Raw genomic sequence first — 18,958 nt, 5'->3', positions numbered from 1 at the left:
CGTGGCTCCTGCTGTCGACACCGAGTGCATGGCCTAACTCCTCTGCCGGATTGGGCGGCTGGGGGATTCGCCCGCCTGCTTTCATTTCACCCCGCGGCGCGATGGCTGTCCACAATCGCGTGTCAGGGCCTAAGTACATTCGGCTTGGCTCGGGGCGTCACCGAACTCGTGTCAGCGGATTCGGGTCCGACCGTGCACGGTGACCGACGTGCAATTCTCTGCGCATCCGATCGATCATGTGCGGGTAGTGCAGCTCGAATGCGGGACGCTCGGACCGGATCCGCGGCAATTCGGTGAAGTTGTGTCGCGGCGGCGGACAAGTGGTTGCCCACTCCAGCGAGTTTCCGAAACCCCACGGGTCATCGACAGTGACCGGCTCGCCGTAGCGCCAGCTGCGAAAGACGTTCCAGACGAATGGGATCATCGACACCCCCAGGATGAACGCGCCGGTCGTCGACGCGAGGTTGAGCGCTTGGAATCCGTCGGTGGGCAGGTAGTCGGCGTAGCGGCGCGGCATGCCTTGGTTGCCGAGCCAGTGCTGCACCAAGAACGTGGTGTGGAACCCGATCAGGGTTAGCCAGAAGTGCAGCCGCCCCAGCCGATCGTCGAGCAGGCGGCCGATCATCTTCGGGAACCAGAAGTAGACGCCCGCGAATGTGGCGAACACTATCGTGCCGAACATGGTGTAGTGGAAGTGCGCGACCACGAAATAGCTGTCGGTGACGTGGAAGTTGATCGGCGGGCTGGCCAGCATCACCCCTGTCAGACCGCCGAGCAGGAAGGTCACCACGAAACCCACCGAGAACAGCATCGGCGTCTCGAATGTCAGCTGGCCCTTCCACATCGTGCCGATCCAGTTGAAGAACTTGATGCCGGTTGGCACCGCGATCAGGTAGGTCATGAACGCGAAGAACGGCAGCAGCACCGCTCCGGTGGCGTACATGTGGTGCGCCCACACCGCCACCGACAACGCGCCGATGGCGATCGTCGCGTACACCAGGGTGGAGTAGCCGAACAACGGCTTGCGGGAGAATACCGGGATCACCTCGCTGATGATCCCGAAGAACGGCAACGCGATGATGTACACCTCGGGATGCCCGAAGAACCAGAACAGATGCTGCCAGAGCAATACGCCGCCGGTGGCCGGGTCGTAGACGTGCGCGCCGAGGTGGCGGTCGGCGGCCAGTCCGAGCAGGGCGGCGGTGAGCAGTGGAAACGCCAGTAGGACCAGGATGCTGGTGACCAAGATATTCCAGCAGAAGATCGGCATTCGGAACATCGTCATGCCGGGCGCACGCATGCAGATGATGGTGGTGATCATGTTGACGGCACCGAGGATGGTGCCCAGGCCGCTGACGGCCAGCCCGACTATCCATAGATCAGCGCCTGCGCCCGGGCTATGAATGGCGTCGGCCAGCGGACTGTAGGCCGTCCAGCCGAAATCGGCAGCTCCACCCGGAGTGATGAGCCCCCCGAGGACAATCAATCCCCCGAATAGGAACAGCCAGAACGACAGCGCGTTGAGCCGCGGGAACGCCACGTCCGGGGCGCCGATCTGCAAGGGCAGCACGACGTTGGCGAACCCAAAGACGATCGGTGTGGCATACAGCAGCAACATCAAGGTGCCGTGCACGGTGAACAGCTGGTTGTACTGTTCGTTCGACAGGAATTGCAAGCCTGGCGCGGCCAGTTCGGCGCGCATGAGCAGGGCCATGATCCCGCCGGTGAAGAAGAAGCCGAAGCAGGCGGCCATATACATGATGCCGATCAGCTTGTGATCGGTGGTGGTCACCAGCTTGTAGACGAGGTTGCCCCTGGGACCCATCCGGGCGGGGAACGGGCGGCGCGCCGTCAGGCTTTGCGGTGCTGGGACTGTGTCAGTCACACGATCGCCCTTTCAGCCATGTTGAGAATGACCCCCACGGGTGGGCGCCCACGTGCGGCACCGTGCTCGGGTGTCGACCGCTATGTGGAGATCCACCTCACCTCCAAAACTTGACACTTCGATCCGATTAGTTACGCTATGCCTTAATGACACATTGTGTCAACATGCAAGCGATACGGAGGCGGCGGATGCGCAGGCTCGTGATCATCGGTGGCGGCTTTGCCGGGGTGTATGCGGCGTTGAGCGCCGCGCGCCAGACCGCCGGCCACCGCAGCGTGGCGATTGAGCTGGTTACCCGCGATCGGCACCTGACAGTTCGGCCACGGTTGTACGAGGAAGACATCGACACGGCACGAGTGCCCCTCGATGGTGTCCTGACGCCGGTGGGGGTGCGCCTCGTGGTCGGTACGGTGACCGACCTGGACACCGCACAACGGACGCTCCGGCTGATCGTGGACGGAGACCAACGAGTGATGCGCTATGACGCCGCAGTGCTCGCGCCTGGCAGCAGCGCGATCGAACCGCCATGGGATACCCGACCGTTTGGGGTCGACTCCTTTGACGAGGCCGCGCGGCTGCGGCGCCATCTCGACACCCTCACCGCGGAGGGGGAGGGCAAGGGGCCGGGACAGTGGACAGCGGTCGTGGTCGGTGGCGGTTTTACCGGCCTGGAGGTGGCCACTGAGCTGGCTGCCCGATTGCGGGCTCGCCGCCGCACGGTCGGATGGGCCGACGACGTGCGCGTGGTGCTCGTCGAGCGCGAATCGACGGTGGCGCCGGGCTTCGGCCCGCGGGCGCGGGCAGCAATCGCCGACGCGCTCCGGTGCGACGGTGTCGAAGCCCGCCCCGGCACCTCAGTCAGCCGGGTCGATCGGCACTTGGCCACCCTGTCGGACGGGTCGACTGTGGCAGCGCAGACCGTGGTGTGGGCCGGTGGTCAGCGCGCCAGTGCACTCACGCACCAGGTCGGTGACGAGGTAGGCATCCAGCCAGATGCGCACGGGCGCCTGCCTGTCGACGAATGTCTATCCGTAGCCGGCGTCGAGCAGCTGTTCGCAGCGGGTGACGTTGCCGCTGCGGCCACGTCACCGGGACGGGCCGCCGTGATGTCGTGTCAACACGCCATACCCCAGGGCAAGATCGCCGGCCACAACGCTGCCGCGCTGCTCTGCGGTCAGCAGCCGCGGCCATACCGCCAGCCCGGCTACATCACGTGTCTTGATCTCGGCGAGTGGGGTGCGCTGGTGACCCGCGGCTGGGACCGCAACCACATCATCGCGGCGGGTGCGGACGGCAAACGGGTCAAGCGGTGGATCAACAGACACTTCATCTACCCCAACACCACTAGCGCCGCCACGTTGCTCGCCGACGGCAGACCTGAGCGCTCCGATGCATTCACGGCGTGGCTGCAGGGCATTGTCCTGGGAACGAGGCCGCTGCGCGGCTGGCTCGTGGCGCGTGCCGACGACCGGCCGGATCGTGTCGAACGGGGCCGCTCAAGGATGGTGGCCTCGTGACCACGGCGCCCGACCGCAGCCAACAGTCTGCAAGTCTGCGTGACCGGCTGCGGATACAGACCCGCGACGAGATCTACCGAACCGCGATCGATCTGTTTGTGGCCAACGGCTACGAAGCAACCACGATGGATGAGATCGCCGATGCGGCCGGCGTGTCGCGGCGCACGGTATATCGGTACTTCCCACTCAAGGAAGACGTGCTGTTCGAAGGCCCACGGCGGTGGCTGGAAGTCTTCTCCTCGACCGTCGCGACGCGCCGATGCGACGAGTCGCTCTTCGACGCTGTGCGCCGGGCCGGCATCGCCGTCGCCGAGCACCTGGCCCAGGACCCGGTCCACGTGCAGGCCGGCCGGCGAGTATCGAAGGAGAGTTCGGCGCTGCGGTCGCGCGCCGGGCTCGCCACCGCCGAGTGGACCGATGCCATCACCCGGCTCCTGGCTGCCGAGCGCGACGCCGACCCGCGCACCGACCTGGCTGCGGCGGTCGGCGCGGGCGCGCTGGTCCACGGGATCGGCGCGGTGGGACGGGTCTGGGCCGCCGGCGGCGGCGATGTCGTCGCAATGACCAGACAGATGCACGATCTGGTCGAGCCCATGTGGCAACGGGCGCTGGCCGCGCCCATACCTCCACACACAGTGCAGCCCGACGCAAAGGAGGTCACACCATGACTGCAGTCTCCACAACATACGAACCGTGGGCCGCTCACCAGGCTCACCTGAAACGGGCCAAACTCGTCAACGGGCTGGGCGCGACGATCGGTGCGGTCGTCCTCATCCTGTTTGCGGTCGAGCCGGCTCGGTTCTCCGACGGCCACTGGGTGTACCTGTTGCTGATACCCATGGCCGGACTCCATACGATCGAGGAATACGTGTGGCCGGGCGGGTTTCTTCACTGGTTCAACACTGGGCCGATGAATAGCGCCGACCCGACGTGCCCGCTGACCGCGCGGATGGCGCTCTGGACCGACGCGGTCGCGGCACTGGTCAATATCGGCGTCATCCTGCTCGTCGGTGATCGGGTGCTCGTACTGATGCTGACGATCGCGGCGGTGTTCGGGATCAACGCGTTCTTCCACCTGCTCGACGCGATCGTTCACGGCCGCTACTCACCCGGGATGATCACCAGCGCGCTGGTCTACCTACCCGGGGTGACCTACGTCTTCGGGTTCTACTGGTACACCGGCGCGGCGAGCCTCGTTGAGCTCGCCGCCGCGGTCGTGGCCGGGTTCGTCGTGACAGCGGTGTTCTTCGCGCAGGTCCGGCGGGTTGCTGCCAGCGCCCGCGGGTGAGGACGAGTCCCATGACAGCGGCACAGCACGGCAACCGCACGAGCCCGCGGCGAGTGGTGCTCGCCGGCGGCACCGGCTACCTCGGGTCCCACATCGCCCACGAGCTCGCACGACGAGGGCACTGGTGCCGGCTGATATGCCGCGACCCTGCCGTGGCGAGGCAGCGCGCCATCCCGGCGAACGAAGTCGTCCAGGCGCAGGTCACCGACCCCGCCACGCTCGCTGGTGTGTGCGAGGGAGCCGACGCGGTGATCTCGTCGGTCGGCATCACCCGGCAGCGTGACGGGCTGGCCTACCGGGACGTCGACTACCGCGCCAACCGCAACCTGCTCGACGCCGCCCGCAACGCCGGTCTGCGGTCGTTCGTCTACGTCAGCGTGCTCGACGGCGACCGACTGCGGTTCCTACGCGGCTGCGACGCCAAGGAGCAGTTCGTTGATGACCTCGCGCGCTCGCCGATCTCCGGCTGTGTAGTCCGGCCGACCGGGTTCTATTCCGACATGACCGCGTTCCTGACGATGGCGCGCCGCGGGCGGGTCTGGCTGTTCGGCGACGGGCAGGCGCGGATCAACCCGATCCACGGCTCGGACCTCGCCGAGGTGTGCGTTGACGCACTCAACCGCCCCGGCGACGTCATTGCAGTCGGTGGCCCGGACGTGCTGACCTACAACGAGATCGCCGCGCTGGCGTTCGCCGCGCTCGATTCCCAGCCCGTTGTGACGCACCTGCCGGACATCATCCGGCGGGCGGCACCGTGGGTGCTCCGCCGGACCACGCCGCAGACGATCTACGGTCCGGTCGAATTCTTGTTGACGGTGCTCGGCCGCGACATGGTCGCGCCCCGCCACGGCAACTGCCATCTCGCCGACCACTACCACGCCCTGGCCGGCACTGCTCTACAAGGAGGTTGACGAATGCGGCTGCCCGATACGGCACACACGTCGCGGCCCTGGCGCATCCATGACATCGCACCGGACTTCACGCTCCTGGACGTGTGGGCAATCCCGACCCCCGCTGGACCACAAGACTTCCCGCAGCTGGTGCGGCTGTGGACAGCTTTCGATGCGACCAAGAGTTCCTCGCAGGTGGTGCGTGTGTTGTTCGCGATCCGCCTCAAGCTGGGCGAGCTCCTTGGCTGGGACGACACCGGCGGCACTAGCGGCACCAACGTGCTCCCACTGCGCGACCGAGTGCCGGCAGACCTGCTCGACAAACCCTCCGGCCCCACGCCCACGGCACCGTTCGTTGCGCTGTATCTCACGAACAACGAGTGGGCCGCCGAAACGGTCAACCGCACCGTCCACGCGGTCCTCCACCTCGGCTGGGTTCCCCACGAGACCGGCGTCTATCGCGGCCAGTTGGCAGTTCTGGTCAAACCACATGGGCTGCTCGGTCGCGGGTACCTGGCCGCAATCAAGCCTTTTCGCCACCTCATCGTCTACCCGCGCATGCTGGCAGAAATCGAGCGGCAGTGGCGAGCCACGCTGGCTGCCCCCGTCGACCCGAGACCCGGACATCGCCAGACGCATATGTGATTGACCCACACGAGCCCGATAATCAATTCGAGAACCAAGGAGGATCGGATATGCCTGTGCAGCTGAACCATACGATCGTGGCGGCCCGAGACCCCGAAGCATCCGCGCGGTTTCTTGCCGAGATACTCGGGCTACCCGAACCGACGAGATTTGGTCCCTTTGTGATTGTGGAGTCAGCCAACCAGGTCTCGCTCGACTTCATGCAGACAGACGACATCGTCGCTCAGCACTACGCGTTCTTGATCACCGAGGCCGAATTCGACGAGATCTTCGGACGGATCCGCGGTCGAGGACTCTCCTACTGGGCAGACCCTGGCCAAACCAAGGTCGGGGAGATCAACCACAACGATGGCGGCCGCGGAGTCTATTTTGAGGACCCAAACGGGCATCTACTCGAAATCATCACCCGTCCGTATGGCAGCGGATCGGCAGGCTAGGCAGGCGATGCAGTGGACCTCAACCAGGTGACGCTGAATGTGACGGACTTCGACGAGGCTGTCGCGTTCTATCGACTGCTCGGACTGAAGCTGATCGTCTCATCGCGCGGTGAGTACGCTCGTTTCGAGTTGCCGTCGGGGTCGACGACGTTATCGCTCCATCTGTCGACGACACCCACGACAAACGGTCCGACAATCTATTTCGAATGTGATGACGTCGACGCTCGCTATACGGCACTGTGCGCTGCGGGCGTTACCTTCGATAGCGCGCCGCAAGACGAAAACTGGCGTTGGCGAGAAGCGCGATTTCGCGACCCATCAGGTAACGCGCTCTGCCTCTATCACGCCGGCCAGGATCGCCGTTTCCCACCGTGGCGCGTTGAGTCTGTTGGGTAGTTCGGTGCCGAGTCTTGAGACAGAGCGGTCGGATCAGATGACTCCGGGGATCAGGGCTTTGCGCTCGGCAGGGTATTCCGGGAACTTCTCGCGATACCACCTTTGAGTGGCGAACGCCCGCGGGACCAGATTGCCCGCCGTGATCGCGAAGATCACCACCCCTGCCAGCGACCAGGTCAGCAGAGCGAACCCGGCCCACGCGATCAGCTCCCCCAGGTAGGCCGGGCTAGTGACGAACCGGAACCCGCCGCCGTACGGGATCTTGTACTCGGTGCTGCCCGGGTTGTTCTTGTCGCGCAGATTGCGCACGATTGACTCCGAGGAGACCAGCAGGATGAACCCGCCGAGGTAGACGATCAGTCCGACGAGAAAGCGTGGGTCAGTCAGCCAATCGGTGCCGTACTGGTGCTTGTAGTCGTGGCTGAAGAAGGCGCCATTGAGGTAGCCGTGCATCGAGGTGATCACCATGCCGGCGGCAAGCACCGAGATGTTGAAGCTGCTGCGTTTGCCCGGCACCTGTCTGATCGACAGCGGGAAGAACCAGCCCCGATTGCCGTAGTGCAGCAGCCAGATAGCCGCAAGGACTAGCGGGACGGCGTCGAATCGACGCGGCCCGGTCAGGTAGAAGATCGCGAACACCACAGTTGCCGGGATCTCCATCAGCCACCAGCCCAGCTTCGGATTCAGGTTCACCCCGCGGGCCGTGGCGCCGAATCGGCCGTACGGACTCTGCATGAACAAGCCGCCGATGATCACCAATGCCGCGATGCCCAGGGCGATCGTCAAGACAGTGTCGTAGGTGGTGTTGCCGGTGTACCAGTTCATCGAGCTCCTTCCACGAACGCCTGGCCTGGATGAACATGCTGACCAATGTGGCTCGCCACAATAGAACACCGTCTCCCCCCTCGAAGTCAGCGAGGTTGGTCGGTGGCATGGCGGCACGGTCCGGCCCCCGGGTATGATTTAATCAAATGATCGATTGATTAACGGCCCACGTTTCTACTCGACGACAATCGCAGGCGGGCGGACATGAGCGTGACATCGACACAGCTGGGCCGCCCGGTCGGCGCCAACAACGAGCAAACGCGCCAGCGGATCCTGACCGCAACGATGCGCTGCGTCGCCGAAGTTGGCTACTCCCAGGCCAGCATCCGCGAGATCGCTAAAGCCGCGGGCATGACCAGCGCCAGCCTCTATCACTACTTTCCCACCAAGGCAGAGTTGCTGACGGCGGCGGTCGCCGAGATCGAGAACATCGCGTTGCCCCGGTTGCGCGCCGCCGGCGCCCGGGACGGCGACGTGGCCAGCCGGCTCGACGCCGTGCTCGACGCATCGGATCAGCTGATGCGCGAGTATCCCTACCTGGCCTCCTTCGAGCGCGCGATCCGGGCCGAAAGCGCTGCCTTCGTACGCAAGTCGCAACCCGGTCAGGCCGACTTCGCGGTGCTACGCGACATCATCGCCGACATCGTCGACGACGCATGCCGGCAGGGAGCCCTCGACGAACGTATTGGCGCCGACGGCGCGGTGAACGCGATCTACGCCCTGGCGCGCGGACTCACCGAGCAGGCCGCTGTTCTCCCACTGCGCGAGTATCACAGTGCGCTGCATGCCGCCAAAGCACTGCTGCGCGGGTCCCTTTTCTCCGACCACCACGGCCCGCTAGAGCCAGCAGATCCGAGTGAGTGAGAGCAGTGCGCCCGACAAGAGGAGCAGCCATGGCGTTATGTCCCAACCTGCCTGCCGGTTTCGATTTCACCGATCCCGATATCTACGCGGAGCGTATCCCCGTCGCCGAACTCGCCGAACTTCGCCGAACGCAACCGATCTGGTGGAACGAGCAGCCCGTCGGCAAAGGCGGATTCAACGACGGGGGGTTCTGGGTGGTGACCAAGCACCAGGAGGTCAAGGAGATATCGCTGCGTAGTGACATCTTTTCGACCTACGAGAACACCGCGATCCCCCGGTATCCCGATCACGTAGAACGGGCGCATATCGACATGGCTCGTGCATCGATCCTCAACATCGATGCCCCCCACCACACCCGGCTGCGCAAGATCATCTCCCGCGCTTTCACACCACGCGCGGTCGGACGCATGCGTGCCGAACTCAACGAACGTGCGCAGGCCATCGTCAGGGCCGCTGCAACGCACGGCTTCGGCGACTTCGTCGAGCAGGTGTCGCGCGAGCTACCGTTGCAGGCCATCGCGGGACTGCTCGATGTGCCGTTGGAGGACCGCGCGAAGCTGTTCCGCTGGGCCGACGAGATGACCGGCAGCGAAGACCCCGAATACGGGGACATCGACGGTCAAGCATCGTCGATGCAGGTGCTGGCCTACGCGATGGAGATGGCGGACATCAGGACGAAGAACCCCGGTGACGACATCGTCACCACACTGCTGCAGGCAGACATTGACGGAGAGAAGTTGTCGGACGCAGAATTCGGCTTCTTTGTGCTGACACTGGCCGTGGCCGGAAACGAGACAACTCGTCACTCGATAACCCAGGGCATGATGGCGTTCAACGACTTTCCTGAACAGTGGGATCTGTATCGGCGGCTGCGGCCCGAGACCGCGGCCGACGAGATCGTCCGCTGGGCAACTCCGATCACGGCGTTTCAGCGCACCGCGCTCGAGGACACCGAGGTTGGCGGCGTCGCGATCAAGAAGGGCCAGCGCGTTGTGCTGTTCTACCGTTCCGCCAACTTTGATGAAGACGTTTTCGAGGACCCGCAGTCGTTCAACGTTTTGCGAAATCCCAATCCCCAGGTGGGTTTCGGCGGTACCGGGGCGCATTACTGCATTGGCGCGAACCTGGCGCGTATGACAATAAACCTGATCTTCAACGCGATCGCGGACCACATGCCTAACCTGAGCCCGTTGTCGCCACCGCAACGGCTGCGGTCGGGTTGGCTCAACGGCATCAAACACTGGCAGGTCGACTACACCGGCGGGTCCCCGACTCCGTGCCCTGCGGCCGAATGACCCCGCAGCTCCGTGGGGGCTCCCGCGCTGCGGCCACGAAACGGCCTGCGGCGGTGGCCTCGCGGACGCGCGAGGAACTGTGGGCGCTGTGGCAGGTGGCCCGCACCGGTGCGCTGAAACCGCTACCGCCGCAGCGCCTTGTCGCGGTGTCCCGGTCGATGCGCAACTACGGACCCCTGGGAGCGGCGGTCACCATGGCTGCGGCACTCCACCGTGACCGCACCGCAGTAGTCGATGAGCGTGGCGCGCTGAGCTTCGCCGAGCTGGAGGACCGCTCCAACGCGGTAGCCAACACCTGGCACAAGCGGGGTCTACGCGCCGGCGACGGGGTGGCGATCCTCGCCCGCAATCATCGCGGCTTTCTGGACGCGCTGTTCGCCGCGGCCAAGTGCGGCGCCCGGATCGTATTGCTGAATACCGACTTTGGCGCCCCACAGATACGTGACGTCCTTGCCCGGGAAGGCGCGGACCTGCTCGTCCACGACGACGAATTCGCCCATCTCGCCTCCGATGTGACGCTCCGACTGGGATGCACGACCGCGTTCAGCGAGCACACGGTGCCCGACAGCCTGGAGACGGCTGTCGGGGACGGTGATTCGTCACCACCTCCACCGCCCGCCGACCACGCCAAGCTGGTCATCCTGACAAGCGGTACGACCGGAACGCCGAAGGGAGCGCCGCGAGCTGAGTCACGATCGTTGTTCCCCGCCGGCAGCCTACTCAGCCGCGTGCCGTTTCGTGCCCGCGAGGTGACCGAATGCTGCGTTCCGTTGTTCCACGCGCTCGGCTTTGGCCACGTGATGCTGGGATTGCTGTTGGGCTCATCGCTGGTGCTGAGGCGCCGATTCGATGCACGGCAAACGCTGGACAGTCTTGGTGCGCAACGGGCCACGGCGATGATCGCGGTCCCGGTCATGTTGCGGCGAATCCTTGATCTGGGGCCCACTTCCCGATCGGGACTCGACCTCTCGGCGCTTCGGATCGTCTTCGTGGCGGGCTCCGCGCTGGGGGCGACGCTGTGCCGCGAAGCCATGGATGCTTTCGGGCCGGTGCTCTACAACATGTACGGATCCACCGAGGTCGCCTACGCCACCATCGCAACGCCAACGGACCTGACAGACGAACCCGGTTGTGTTGGGCGGCCAGTGCCCGGCACGATCGTCAAGCTATTGGGAGACGCCGGTCTCGAGGTGCCGATCGGGCAGCGGGGACGGATCTTCGTCGGCAACGGAATTCAGTTCGACGGCTATACAGATGGCGCAGCGAAGGAGAGCATCGGCGGGCTGCTCTCCAGCGGTGATGTCGGCCACTTCGACTCCGCTGGAAGACTTTTTGTCGATGGCCGCGACGACGACATGATCGTGTCGGGGGCCGAGAACGTCTTCCCCGCCGAAGTAGAGGAGACGCTCAGCGCCCATCCCCAGATCCGGGAGGCGGCCGTCGTCGGCGTGCCCGACGGCCAATACGGGCAGCGGCTGCGCAGCTTCGTCGCACTCCGCCACGATGCCCGCCTATCGGAGCAGGACGTCAGAGATTATGTCCGAGACCGGCTGGCGCGGTTCAAGGTTCCGCGCGACGTGATATTTGTCGAGCAACTGCCTCGTAACCCGACTGGCAAGGTCGTCAAGCGCCTCCTCAGCGCCGACGACCGAGAGGAGATCCACAATGATCAATAGCACTTTCGATGCATCGCGCTTCCGGTGGAAGGAGGTCACCGGGCGGCCCGGGTCCACCCACAAGATTCACCACGATTACACAATTCTGGGCTACGACCGCGAAGCCGCAACGCTCGACATGATCGTGCGCTGGCAAGGCGACGGCGGGCACTGTCCGATACACCGCCACGCCGCGGTCACCAGCGTGATCGTCCTGGAAGGTGAACAGCATCTGTGGGACGTCGAGTCCGATGGTTCGACTACCAATCACCGCTTTCGCCGCGCCGGTGACTACGCGCTAACGGGAAATGACCAGAAGCCTCACCTCGAACGCGGGGGTGCCGAGGGTGGCGTGGTCTATTTCGGTGCCCGCCCGGACTCACCGAGTCATCTTCTCTACGAGATCTATGACGCGACGATGCAGGTCGTCGCCGAGATCACGATCGACTCGCTGGTCGCTGATTTCTACGCCGAGCAGGCTCCCGCGTAACGGAAGCTGCGACGGTACCACCGTGGCGCTAGCCCCGATAGCGATCCACCAGGTCAGCGTATTCGTCGAGCTGTCTCAGTGATTCGTCGCGCGGCAGGGTGGGCAGGAACAATCCCAACTGATCGAAACCCAGTTCTTCTGCGGCACGCCAGTACTCAAGGTTGCCGGGCGTGCCGAACATCGCGAGCGGGACGTCGCCGCCGGCGCCGGCGCGCATCTGATCGATGCGCTTGTTCAGTGCCGCCACGGGCAGCGGGTTGGATATCCATCCGGCGTCGTGCCGAATCACGCGCTTGACGGTGGCGTTGGAGTCGCCACCGATGAAGATGGGCGGATGCGGCTGCCGGACCGGCTTGGGCCGACTGTACGACAAATCGAAATCGACGTACTTGCCGTGGTACTCAGCGGGTTCGGCCGTCCACAGGGCCTTGATCGCTTCGATCCGCTCGTCGAGCAGGGCACCGCGCGTCTTCGGGTCAGTGCCGTGGTCGCGCAACTCCTCAATGTTCCAGCCAGCGCCCACGCCGAACACGAACCGGCCGCCGGAGATGAGATCGATGCTCGCGGCTTCTTTCGCGGTAGTGATCGGGTCGCGCTGGATCAGCAGTGCGATTCCGGTGAAAAGTTCGATTGTGGACGTGACGGCTGCCGCCGCGGCGAGCGTGACAAACGGGTCCAAGGTTCGGTAGTACACCGCCGGCAACTCGCCGCCGAGCGGGTAGGGCGACTCCCGGCTGGCGGGAATGTGCGTGTGTTCAGCGACGGCCAGTGAGGTGAAACCGCGTTCCTCGATCGCACGCGCCAGCGAGACCGGGTCGATCGTGTCGTCGTTGACGAACGTGGAAATCCCGAACCTCATCCGCGACTCCTATCTGTCGACTCAGCTGCGTTCCAACGCTGGCGCAGACCAGGCTATTCCCGCGCCGACAGCAGGAGTCTTGGCCCCGGGAGCGACAATGGTGCCCATCGGACAAACTCGTCACCCCGGCCATCGAGGCGGTAGCGGTAGTGCAGACAAGCTCAACGGGAGTGAAAGACATGCTAGGCAGACTGACAACGATATGTGCCATTACCGCATCGGTAGTCGTGGTCGGCGTCGTCCTCGGGCCGGCTACGGCTTCGGCCACCGGTGGATTCGACTGCCGCATCGATGACAACAACCTCGAGCTCGACTTCACGGGCTCCTATGGGCGCTCGATTCCCAGCATTCATACGGTGAGCGGCGAGTTCCAGTCGAAGGATGCACGCACCAGCAAGTCCCTGCGGGAGTTCAGGCTCCGCAGCTCCGATCTCCTGCAGCAATGGTGGCAGGGCAACGATCTCAAGCTGCTGATCTATCGCGAGACGCAGGGCGAAAACCCCTTCGCCTCAGTCGAGCTGATTATCGAGACCTCCCAGCTGCCTAGCGACGACTCGCGCTACGCGGGCAACTACACGTTGACAATGTGGCCTCCGGTAGACGGCGGAGCGGACCCCGGCGTGGTCGAGGGCGAGGTTGGCTGTTCGGACAACCAATGACGGGGCGGCCGTAGAGCCGACTGCCTGCTGACCGAACAGTCTACCTCCAAGTCCTACGTCTGCAGGTCAGCCAGAACTGCCTCGATCGCACGCACAGTCTGCTCGGATTTTTCGGGATCAAGCGCATCGTCGTGCGGCGAGGAAAATCGGCCCTCGTCGTTGTCGAAATATTGGCCGGATGCTGCTGCGAAGTCATCTGCCAGCGCTGCGCGCGTCAGGATTTCCGCGCCGATGCCGATATCAGCGCCGGCGACGCCGAATGCGTTCTTGACCATCTTGGTGCCGAGCATTGAGCCTGGATTGACGGCGATGATCGCTGGACCCTCATCTTTGAACCGAAGACCTAGTACCCGAGACCACATCGTGAGCGCCAGTTTGCTTTGCGCGTAGGCTGCACCATCTCCGGATAGCTTGACGCGTCCGGCCAGTGCGTGGAGATCGACGGGTGCCTGCGCCGCCGAAGACAAGTTGATAACTCGCCCGGACGGTCCGATCAGCGGCAGGAGCCGTTGTGTCAGCGCGTAGGGCGCGATGGTATTGACAGCGAAACGCACGTCAAGCCCGTCCGCTGTCGTCAGGTCACCTGCACTGTAGACACCGGCGTTGTTGATCAGCACATCCAGGTTGGTGTGCTTGTCGGTCACCTCCTTGGCCAGCGCCTCGACTTCCGTCATGCGTGACAGATCGGCCAGATATCCACTCACCCGCGCATCGCCCGACGCCGACGAGACCGAGTTCGTCGCGTCGGCCAGCTTGCTTGGATTGCGTCCGTGCAGCAGCACGTGGTGGCCGGCCTCCACTAGCCGTCTGGCTGTGGCCAATCCGAGGCCATCGGTAGCACCAGTGATAAGAACAGATTTCGCCATGATGTCAACGTCCTTTCGGTCAGGGAGGTCGCGCGGATATTTGGTAGGTCAGTCGAGGCGCCGGCCACGATGGCCAGCACGATGGCCAGCACGATGGAAAGGTCACCAACGGGATACGTCCCGCGCCTGGGCTACGCTCGGGCCATTTCCGGAGTCCAGGCGTTGACGGCGAACGCCGTGTCGACCTGGGTCTCGGCAACGTGGTTGGTGTAGTTGCTCAATACCTTCAAGCCCGTACCGAGGATGACCTCCAAGACGGTCTGGCGGGTGTAGCCCGCTGCTAGGAACTCCTCAACGTCGTCAGGCGTAGGCCAACCGCGGGTTTCGTTGATCACGGCGGCGAAGTTTCGCAGCGCCTCCAGCTTGGCGTCGGCGATCGGCGTCCCAGAGCGCAGCGACTCGATCACGTCTGCCGGGACCCCCGCGCCTTGGGAGATCGAGGTGTGGGCGGCCATGCAGTAGACGCAGTGATTGAGCCGGTTGTTGGTCATCAGGATGATCTGACGCTCGGTGTCGGTCAGATCCGCTTTGTTGAAGATCCGCGACAGCGTCATGTAGCCCTCGAGGATCGCTGGCGCCTCGGCCATCCCCGCAAGCAGATTGGGCACGAACCCGTAGGCCTTCTTGGCTGCCTGGAGCAGTGGCGTTGCCGCCTCCGGCGCGGATTCGATTGTGTGGGTGGGGAAATCGGACATGATGTTACCTTCCTTGGTTGTGATCTAGTGTGTACCGATCGGTACACACTGGGCAAAAAAAATTCAGGCGAGCTCGAGCACCTCCAAGGTGCTGGCGACAGCCGACCGGGCCACGTCGGGTGTCATCCCCGCGCGCCCCATGACGCGCAGACCAAGTCGCACACTGACCAGCATTTGAGCCGTCGAGGCCGCGTCGAGATCGGCACTGAGCGCCCCGCTAGCCTGTGCTTGCTCGACGAGCTCTGTGAAGGACTGGGCCTGGGCCTCGAGGGCACGGTGCACCAGTTCTTGTATTTCCGGGTCGCGGGGGCCCAGCTCGATCGCCGTGTTGACCAGCATGCACCCAAGAGCCGCCACACGGCCCGAGCACCACGTTGCCGAGGTTTGCATCTGGTCTACCAGCGCTTCCAGCGGGGGTCGGCCCCGAGTTTGGTCGGCCATCACGGTGCCGGCGTTCGCGATATAGCGTTTGAGCACCTCAACGAAAACGTCTCGCTTACTGGTGAACGTGGCATAGAAGCTGCCCTTTTGGATCCCCATCCGCGCTAGCAGCATCGTCATCGTCGTCGCCTCGTAGCCGTGCTCAAGGAATACGTCGCCGGCACGGTCGAGCACCGTGTCGATGGAGAACGACTTGTCCCAGGGCATGTCCACACCATAGCGAGTCTGTACCGATCGGTCAATACCCTCGCGGGTGGCCCACAAATGGGCTCACTTCGTGGTCAGCGGTCCCCTCGCAGACGATTGATTCGGTGCTATCGTCCGGGATGGCCTAGCGGGCGATGTCGGAGCGGCCCGCATCGAATACTCGATCGCACAGGATTTCTCGGGAGGCGCGATCGCCGAGACGCGTGAGGAGTTTGGGCGTGACCGATGTGGAGCAGGCCGGGGCGCATGGCCCCCGATTGCGACGGATGTCCGGACGCGACCCACGTGAGCAGCACCGTGTCGCGACATCGCTGGAGTTGCTTTTCGACCTGACGTTTGTCGTCGCGGCGGCGATCGCCGCCAACGAGTTCGCGCATGCGGTCTCCGAGAACCATGCCGGCCCGGGGCTATTCGGTTTTGTCTTCGCCATTCTCACCATCGCGTGGGCGTGGATCACCTTCACCTGGTTCGCGTCGGCGTACGACACCGACGATTGGGCGTACCGACTTGCCACCATGTTGCAGATGGTTGGCGCGATCATCCTGGCGTTCGGCCTGTTGCGGATGTTCGCCTCCCTCGAAAAGGGCGGACATGTCGACGATCTCGTCATGATGGCCGGATACGTTCTCATGCGGCTCACCTTGGCGGGTCAATGGTTGCGTGCTGCCAAGCAGGACCCCGACCGACGCCCGGCGTGCCTGACCTATGCCGTCACCATCATCGTCGCGCAGGTGGGATGGATCGCGGTAACGCTGGCGCGCACCTCGGTGGCGATGACATTAGTGTTCTCTGCGGCACTGCTTCTCGTCGAGGTCACCGGGCCGTGGATCGCTGAACGACACAAGGGGGGCACCCCCTGGCATGCGCACCATATCGCGGAGCGGTACACCCAGTTCATCATCATTGCGCTGGGTGAGGGGATGATCGGCACGGTCGCGTCGCTGTCGGCCGTGGTCGAAGATCAGGGCTTCACCCTCGACGCGGTCCTGGTGGCGGTTGCCGGCACCGGTCTGACCTTCGGCATGTGGTGGATGTACAACGCCACGCCCATCGCCAATCTGCTTCATCGGTATCGGGAGCAGTCTTTTGCTCTCGGCTACGTGAACATCGTTGTCTTCGGTGCCATTGTGGCCACCGGCGCTGGCCTGCACACTGGCGCTTTCTATATCGAACACGACTCGCGGATCTCACCATCGAGCACCGTGTTGTCCATTGCGGTGCCGGTGGCTGTCTTTCTTGTGGCCGTGTACTTCACGTACACATTGTTGGTTCATGCCTGGGATGGGTCATATGCGCTGCTCGTCTCGCTGGCCACCACCGTACTGGCCGCCTCGGTGCTGCTCGCAGCGGCCGGCCTGCCGATTCGATTCTGTTTGCTGATCATCATGCTCGCGCCGGTGGTCAGCGTGGTCGGGTCCGAAGTAGCCGGCCATCACCGACGAGCCGCCGAAGCGACCCGCAAACTAGGCCACGACACCTGAGGTGAGCGCAGTCGTTACGCCGTTGTGCTGCTTGATGGTCACGACTGGCCAGCCCGCGCAGATCACGGGTTGCGCCGGCGACCGTAGCGCCGGTTGAACTTTTCGACTTGTCCGGCGCTGTCAACGATGCGCCGCTTGCCTGTCCACACGGGGTGCGACTCGGAACTGATCTCGACGATGATGAGCGGATACGTTCGGGGCCCCGTGGGTGTGTCCCATTCGATGGTCCGATCGCTCGTTGCCGTGGAGCGGGTCAGAAACGCGGTACCGGTGTTGGCGTCTTGGAAGACGACTGGGTGATAGTCAGGATGGATGCTGGGTTTCATCGGTGCTCTCCGTCGTTGTCGTTGTTCTCGGCGGTGACGCTGGGGGCAGGAATGGGTTCGCTGCACGGATCCTCATGCCACTGACCGAAGGGGTCATGCAGGTTCGGCCATCGGTCGCGGCGCCGCATCTCCTCATCGGTGAGCAGCGCGCCGCGCAGCGTGTCGCGAATCGTCTCCGGGTCGGCGCCACACGCCAACACCACGATCGAGCTGTGTCGATCGCCGTCGCGGTCGTCCCAGAACGCATCGGCTAGCACCCGGCGTTCGGTGTCGGCGTAGGCCAGCTCGGAGGCGCTCATTGCCGCCAACCATGGCCCGGCAGAGCTGACCCGCAAGCCTCCGCCCGCTGATTCCAGCCACATCACCTGCTGGTCATTGCTGGCCAGCCACAGCCGGCCACGGGCGCGAACCACACCCTCGAGCAAGACGTCCACCGCATCGTGGAGCCGTTCGGGATGAAACGGGCGGCGGACGTGAAACTCGACCAACCGCACCCTTCCGGCCGCCTCGAGCGGCGGTTGCCCCGCCAGCAACGGGCGGTGGGGGTGGTCGCTGTCACCCCGCCGGTCAGCAGCAGGCAACCGGTACAGAGCGTCGGGGACCGCGTCCGCGTTGGCGACCACACGGGCCGACGGATTGAGCCGATGCAACACCTCGAGCAGGTCCTTAGCCGGCAGGCCACAGACAAGCACGTCGGCGAACTCGGCCTGGGCGACCACCACTTGCGCCACCGTGCGCCCATCGACCAGTTCCTCATCGCCGAGCGCCTGCGGCAGCCACACCATGGCGTCGACGCAGGCGACAACCGCGGTGACCACGACGTCGCGTGCGGCGGGCCCCTCGTCGAAGCCTGGGCCGGGCCCGACGCGGACGTGCCGGATCGCCCAGCAGATCGGTTCAGGTTCCGCCCACTCCGCCAGGTGCACGACGACACGGTCGACGTCGGACCGTTGATGCACCTTGCGCAGCAGCACCAGAAGGTCGTTGCGGATGGTGCACGACGCACATCCGTGTGCCAGCTCCAACGCCACCTCGGCTATGGTCACGGCGCCGTTTCGCACCATGCTCATGCGGCGACAGACGACATGACCATCGAGACGGTGCTCGATCACCAACGTCCCTGGTCGGCGCAGTAGTTCAGCCGTCGTGGCGGCGGTGCCCTCTTGTCCAGCCACGAGGATCACCGGGGTGCGCATCGCCCTCCTTATCGACAACGATTTTCATTAGTGCGGTGTCG

The 18,958-nt window shown here is 64.4% G+C and carries 21 protein-coding genes; 13 read left to right on the top strand and 8 right to left on the bottom strand.

Going from position 1 to position 18,958, the window contains the following annotated elements:
* Nucleotides 1-157: 157 nt before the first annotated feature.
* Nucleotides 158-1,825 carry an aa3-type cytochrome oxidase subunit I gene (ctaD, locus tag F6B93_RS00705; RefSeq protein WP_211699189.1) on the bottom strand — a complete coding sequence of 556 codons (1,668 nt, stop codon included), beginning with the start codon at nt 1,823-1,825 and terminating at the stop codon, nt 158-160.
* 248 nt (nt 1,826-2,073) lie between these two features.
* Here ctaD and F6B93_RS00700 point away from each other — a divergent pair, with 248 nt between their 5' ends.
* The 7 genes from F6B93_RS00700 to F6B93_RS00670 are packed head-to-tail and all read left to right on the top strand — an operon-like array spanning nt 2,074 to nt 7,058.
* Nucleotides 2,074-3,402, top strand: coding sequence for an NAD(P)/FAD-dependent oxidoreductase (locus F6B93_RS00700; RefSeq protein WP_211697195.1), 1,329 nt, complete (start codon nt 2,074-2,076; stop codon nt 3,400-3,402).
* Nucleotides 3,399-4,070, top strand: coding sequence for a TetR/AcrR family transcriptional regulator (locus F6B93_RS00695; protein WP_211697194.1), 672 nt, complete (start codon nt 3,399-3,401; stop codon nt 4,068-4,070). Before F6B93_RS00700 ends, F6B93_RS00695 begins: the two co-directional genes overlap by 4 nt.
* Nucleotides 4,067-4,690: an HXXEE domain-containing protein gene (locus F6B93_RS00690; protein ID WP_211697193.1), complete on the top strand. Its 624-nt coding sequence runs from the start codon at nt 4,067-4,069 to the stop codon at nt 4,688-4,690. Before F6B93_RS00695 ends, F6B93_RS00690 begins: the two co-directional genes overlap by 4 nt.
* Nucleotides 4,691-4,743: 53 nt before the next feature.
* Nucleotides 4,744-5,601, top strand: coding sequence for an SDR family oxidoreductase (locus F6B93_RS00685; RefSeq protein ID WP_211697192.1), 858 nt, complete (start codon nt 4,744-4,746; stop codon nt 5,599-5,601).
* A 3-nt stretch (nt 5,602-5,604) separates the two neighbouring features.
* Nucleotides 5,605-6,225, top strand: a complete 621-nt coding sequence (locus tag F6B93_RS00680; protein ID WP_211697191.1) for a DUF2867 domain-containing protein — start codon at nt 5,605-5,607, stop codon at nt 6,223-6,225.
* Between the two features lie 50 nt (nt 6,226-6,275).
* A complete protein-coding gene (locus F6B93_RS00675) occupies nt 6,276-6,662 on the top strand; it encodes a VOC family protein (RefSeq protein WP_211697190.1) in 387 nt (128 codons plus the stop codon).
* 12 nt (nt 6,663-6,674) lie between these two features.
* A complete protein-coding gene (locus F6B93_RS00670) occupies nt 6,675-7,058 on the top strand; it encodes a VOC family protein (RefSeq protein WP_211697189.1) in 384 nt (127 codons plus the stop codon).
* Nucleotides 7,059-7,091: 33 nt separating this feature from the next.
* Here F6B93_RS00670 and F6B93_RS00665 read toward each other — a convergent pair whose 3' ends face one another.
* On the bottom strand, nt 7,092-7,883 hold the full coding sequence (locus F6B93_RS00665) for a phosphatidylethanolamine N-methyltransferase family domain-containing protein (protein ID WP_211697188.1): 792 nt from the start codon (nt 7,881-7,883) through the stop codon (nt 7,092-7,094).
* A gap of 204 nt (nt 7,884-8,087) precedes the next feature.
* Here F6B93_RS00665 and F6B93_RS00660 point away from each other — a divergent pair, with 204 nt between their 5' ends.
* Genes F6B93_RS00660 through F6B93_RS00645 form a run of 4 tightly spaced genes read left to right on the top strand, consistent with a single transcriptional unit; the run spans nt 8,088 to nt 12,187 of the window.
* Nucleotides 8,088-8,747, top strand: coding sequence for a TetR/AcrR family transcriptional regulator (locus tag F6B93_RS00660; protein WP_211697187.1), 660 nt, complete (start codon nt 8,088-8,090; stop codon nt 8,745-8,747).
* 29 nt (nt 8,748-8,776) lie between these two features.
* The gene (locus tag F6B93_RS00655; protein WP_211697186.1) at nt 8,777-10,042 is read left to right on the top strand and encodes a cytochrome P450; all 1,266 of its coding nucleotides are present in this window, start codon (nt 8,777-8,779) and stop codon (nt 10,040-10,042) included.
* Nucleotides 10,039-11,718: an AMP-binding protein gene (locus tag F6B93_RS00650; protein ID WP_211697185.1), complete on the top strand. Its 1,680-nt coding sequence runs from the start codon at nt 10,039-10,041 to the stop codon at nt 11,716-11,718. The genes F6B93_RS00655 and F6B93_RS00650 overlap by 4 nt, the downstream gene beginning before the upstream one ends.
* The gene (locus F6B93_RS00645; RefSeq protein WP_211697184.1) at nt 11,708-12,187 is read left to right on the top strand and encodes a hypothetical protein; all 480 of its coding nucleotides are present in this window, start codon (nt 11,708-11,710) and stop codon (nt 12,185-12,187) included. Before F6B93_RS00650 ends, F6B93_RS00645 begins: the two co-directional genes overlap by 11 nt.
* A 28-nt stretch (nt 12,188-12,215) precedes the next feature.
* On the opposite strand, the gene F6B93_RS00640 is transcribed toward F6B93_RS00645, so the two are convergent.
* Nucleotides 12,216-13,046, bottom strand: coding sequence for an LLM class F420-dependent oxidoreductase (locus F6B93_RS00640; protein ID WP_211697183.1), 831 nt, complete (start codon nt 13,044-13,046; stop codon nt 12,216-12,218).
* Between the two features lie 227 nt (nt 13,047-13,273).
* On the opposite strand from F6B93_RS00640, the gene F6B93_RS00635 reads away from it, so the two are divergent.
* Complete coding sequence (locus F6B93_RS00635; RefSeq protein WP_211697182.1) at nt 13,274-13,705, top strand: hypothetical protein; 432 nt, start codon at nt 13,274-13,276, stop codon at nt 13,703-13,705.
* Nucleotides 13,706-13,758: 53 nt separating this feature from the next.
* Here the strand turns inward: F6B93_RS00635 and F6B93_RS00630 are convergent, their stop codons facing one another.
* From F6B93_RS00630 to F6B93_RS00620, 3 genes are all read right to left on the bottom strand, one after another.
* The gene (locus F6B93_RS00630; protein WP_211697181.1) at nt 13,759-14,571 is read right to left on the bottom strand and encodes an SDR family NAD(P)-dependent oxidoreductase; all 813 of its coding nucleotides are present in this window, start codon (nt 14,569-14,571) and stop codon (nt 13,759-13,761) included.
* 131 nt (nt 14,572-14,702) lie between these two features.
* Complete coding sequence (locus F6B93_RS00625) at nt 14,703-15,266, bottom strand: carboxymuconolactone decarboxylase family protein (protein ID WP_211697180.1); 564 nt, start codon at nt 15,264-15,266, stop codon at nt 14,703-14,705.
* 63 nt (nt 15,267-15,329) lie between these two features.
* Nucleotides 15,330-15,914 carry a TetR/AcrR family transcriptional regulator gene (locus F6B93_RS00620; RefSeq protein WP_211697179.1) on the bottom strand — a complete coding sequence of 195 codons (585 nt, stop codon included), beginning with the start codon at nt 15,912-15,914 and terminating at the stop codon, nt 15,330-15,332.
* 266 nt (nt 15,915-16,180) lie between these two features.
* On the opposite strand from F6B93_RS00620, the gene F6B93_RS00615 reads away from it, so the two are divergent.
* Nucleotides 16,181-17,395 (top strand): low temperature requirement protein A, encoded by a 1,215-nt coding sequence (locus F6B93_RS00615; protein ID WP_211699188.1) that lies wholly within the window; start codon nt 16,181-16,183, stop codon nt 17,393-17,395.
* Between the two features lie 62 nt (nt 17,396-17,457).
* Here the strand turns inward: F6B93_RS00615 and F6B93_RS00610 are convergent, their stop codons facing one another.
* On the bottom strand, nt 17,458-17,721 hold the full coding sequence (locus tag F6B93_RS00610; RefSeq protein ID WP_211697178.1) for a type B 50S ribosomal protein L31: 264 nt from the start codon (nt 17,719-17,721) through the stop codon (nt 17,458-17,460).
* Nucleotides 17,718-18,917: a ribosome hibernation factor-recruiting GTPase MRF gene (gene mrf / locus F6B93_RS00605; RefSeq protein WP_211697177.1), complete on the bottom strand. Its 1,200-nt coding sequence runs from the start codon at nt 18,915-18,917 to the stop codon at nt 17,718-17,720. Before mrf ends, F6B93_RS00610 begins: the two co-directional genes overlap by 4 nt.
* Nucleotides 18,918-18,958 lie beyond the last annotated feature (41 nt).

The organism is Mycobacterium spongiae (assembly GCF_018278905.1).
In the GTDB taxonomy this organism is placed as follows: Bacteria; Actinomycetota; Actinomycetes; order Mycobacteriales; family Mycobacteriaceae; genus Mycobacterium; species Mycobacterium spongiae.
This window is presented reverse-complemented; position numbering and strand designations above follow the sequence as displayed.

Bases quoted from the DNA above. Each gene is read 5' to 3' on its own strand.
- ctaD (WP_211699189.1), bottom strand. From the start codon at position 1,825: ATGGGTCCCAGGGGCAACCTCGTCTACAAGCTGGTGACCACCACCGAT.
- F6B93_RS00700 (WP_211697195.1), top strand. From the start codon at position 2,074: ATGCGCAGGCTCGTGATCATCGGTGGCGGCTTTGCCGGGGTGTATGCG.
- F6B93_RS00690 (WP_211697193.1), top strand. From the start codon at position 4,067: ATGACTGCAGTCTCCACAACATACGAACCGTGGGCCGCTCACCAGGCT.
- F6B93_RS00680 (WP_211697191.1), top strand. From the start codon at position 5,605: ATGCGGCTGCCCGATACGGCACACACGTCGCGGCCCTGGCGCATCCAT.
- F6B93_RS00675 (WP_211697190.1), top strand. From the start codon at position 6,276: ATGCCTGTGCAGCTGAACCATACGATCGTGGCGGCCCGAGACCCCGAA.
- F6B93_RS00665 (WP_211697188.1), bottom strand. From the start codon at position 7,883: ATGAACTGGTACACCGGCAACACCACCTACGACACTGTCTTGACGATC.
- F6B93_RS00660 (WP_211697187.1), top strand. From the start codon at position 8,088: ATGAGCGTGACATCGACACAGCTGGGCCGCCCGGTCGGCGCCAACAAC.
- F6B93_RS00655 (WP_211697186.1), top strand. From the start codon at position 8,777: ATGGCGTTATGTCCCAACCTGCCTGCCGGTTTCGATTTCACCGATCCC.
- F6B93_RS00650 (WP_211697185.1), top strand. From the start codon at position 10,039: ATGACCCCGCAGCTCCGTGGGGGCTCCCGCGCTGCGGCCACGAAACGG.
- F6B93_RS00645 (WP_211697184.1), top strand. From the start codon at position 11,708: ATGATCAATAGCACTTTCGATGCATCGCGCTTCCGGTGGAAGGAGGTC.
- F6B93_RS00640 (WP_211697183.1), bottom strand. From the start codon at position 13,046: ATGAGGTTCGGGATTTCCACGTTCGTCAACGACGACACGATCGACCCG.
- F6B93_RS00630 (WP_211697181.1), bottom strand. From the start codon at position 14,571: ATGGCGAAATCTGTTCTTATCACTGGTGCTACCGATGGCCTCGGATTG.
- F6B93_RS00625 (WP_211697180.1), bottom strand. From the start codon at position 15,266: ATGTCCGATTTCCCCACCCACACAATCGAATCCGCGCCGGAGGCGGCA.
- F6B93_RS00620 (WP_211697179.1), bottom strand. From the start codon at position 15,914: ATGCCCTGGGACAAGTCGTTCTCCATCGACACGGTGCTCGACCGTGCC.
- F6B93_RS00615 (WP_211699188.1), top strand. From the start codon at position 16,181: ATGTCCGGACGCGACCCACGTGAGCAGCACCGTGTCGCGACATCGCTG.
- F6B93_RS00610 (WP_211697178.1), bottom strand. From the start codon at position 17,721: ATGAAACCCAGCATCCATCCTGACTATCACCCAGTCGTCTTCCAAGAC.
- mrf (WP_211697177.1), bottom strand. From the start codon at position 18,917: ATGCGCACCCCGGTGATCCTCGTGGCTGGACAAGAGGGCACCGCCGCC.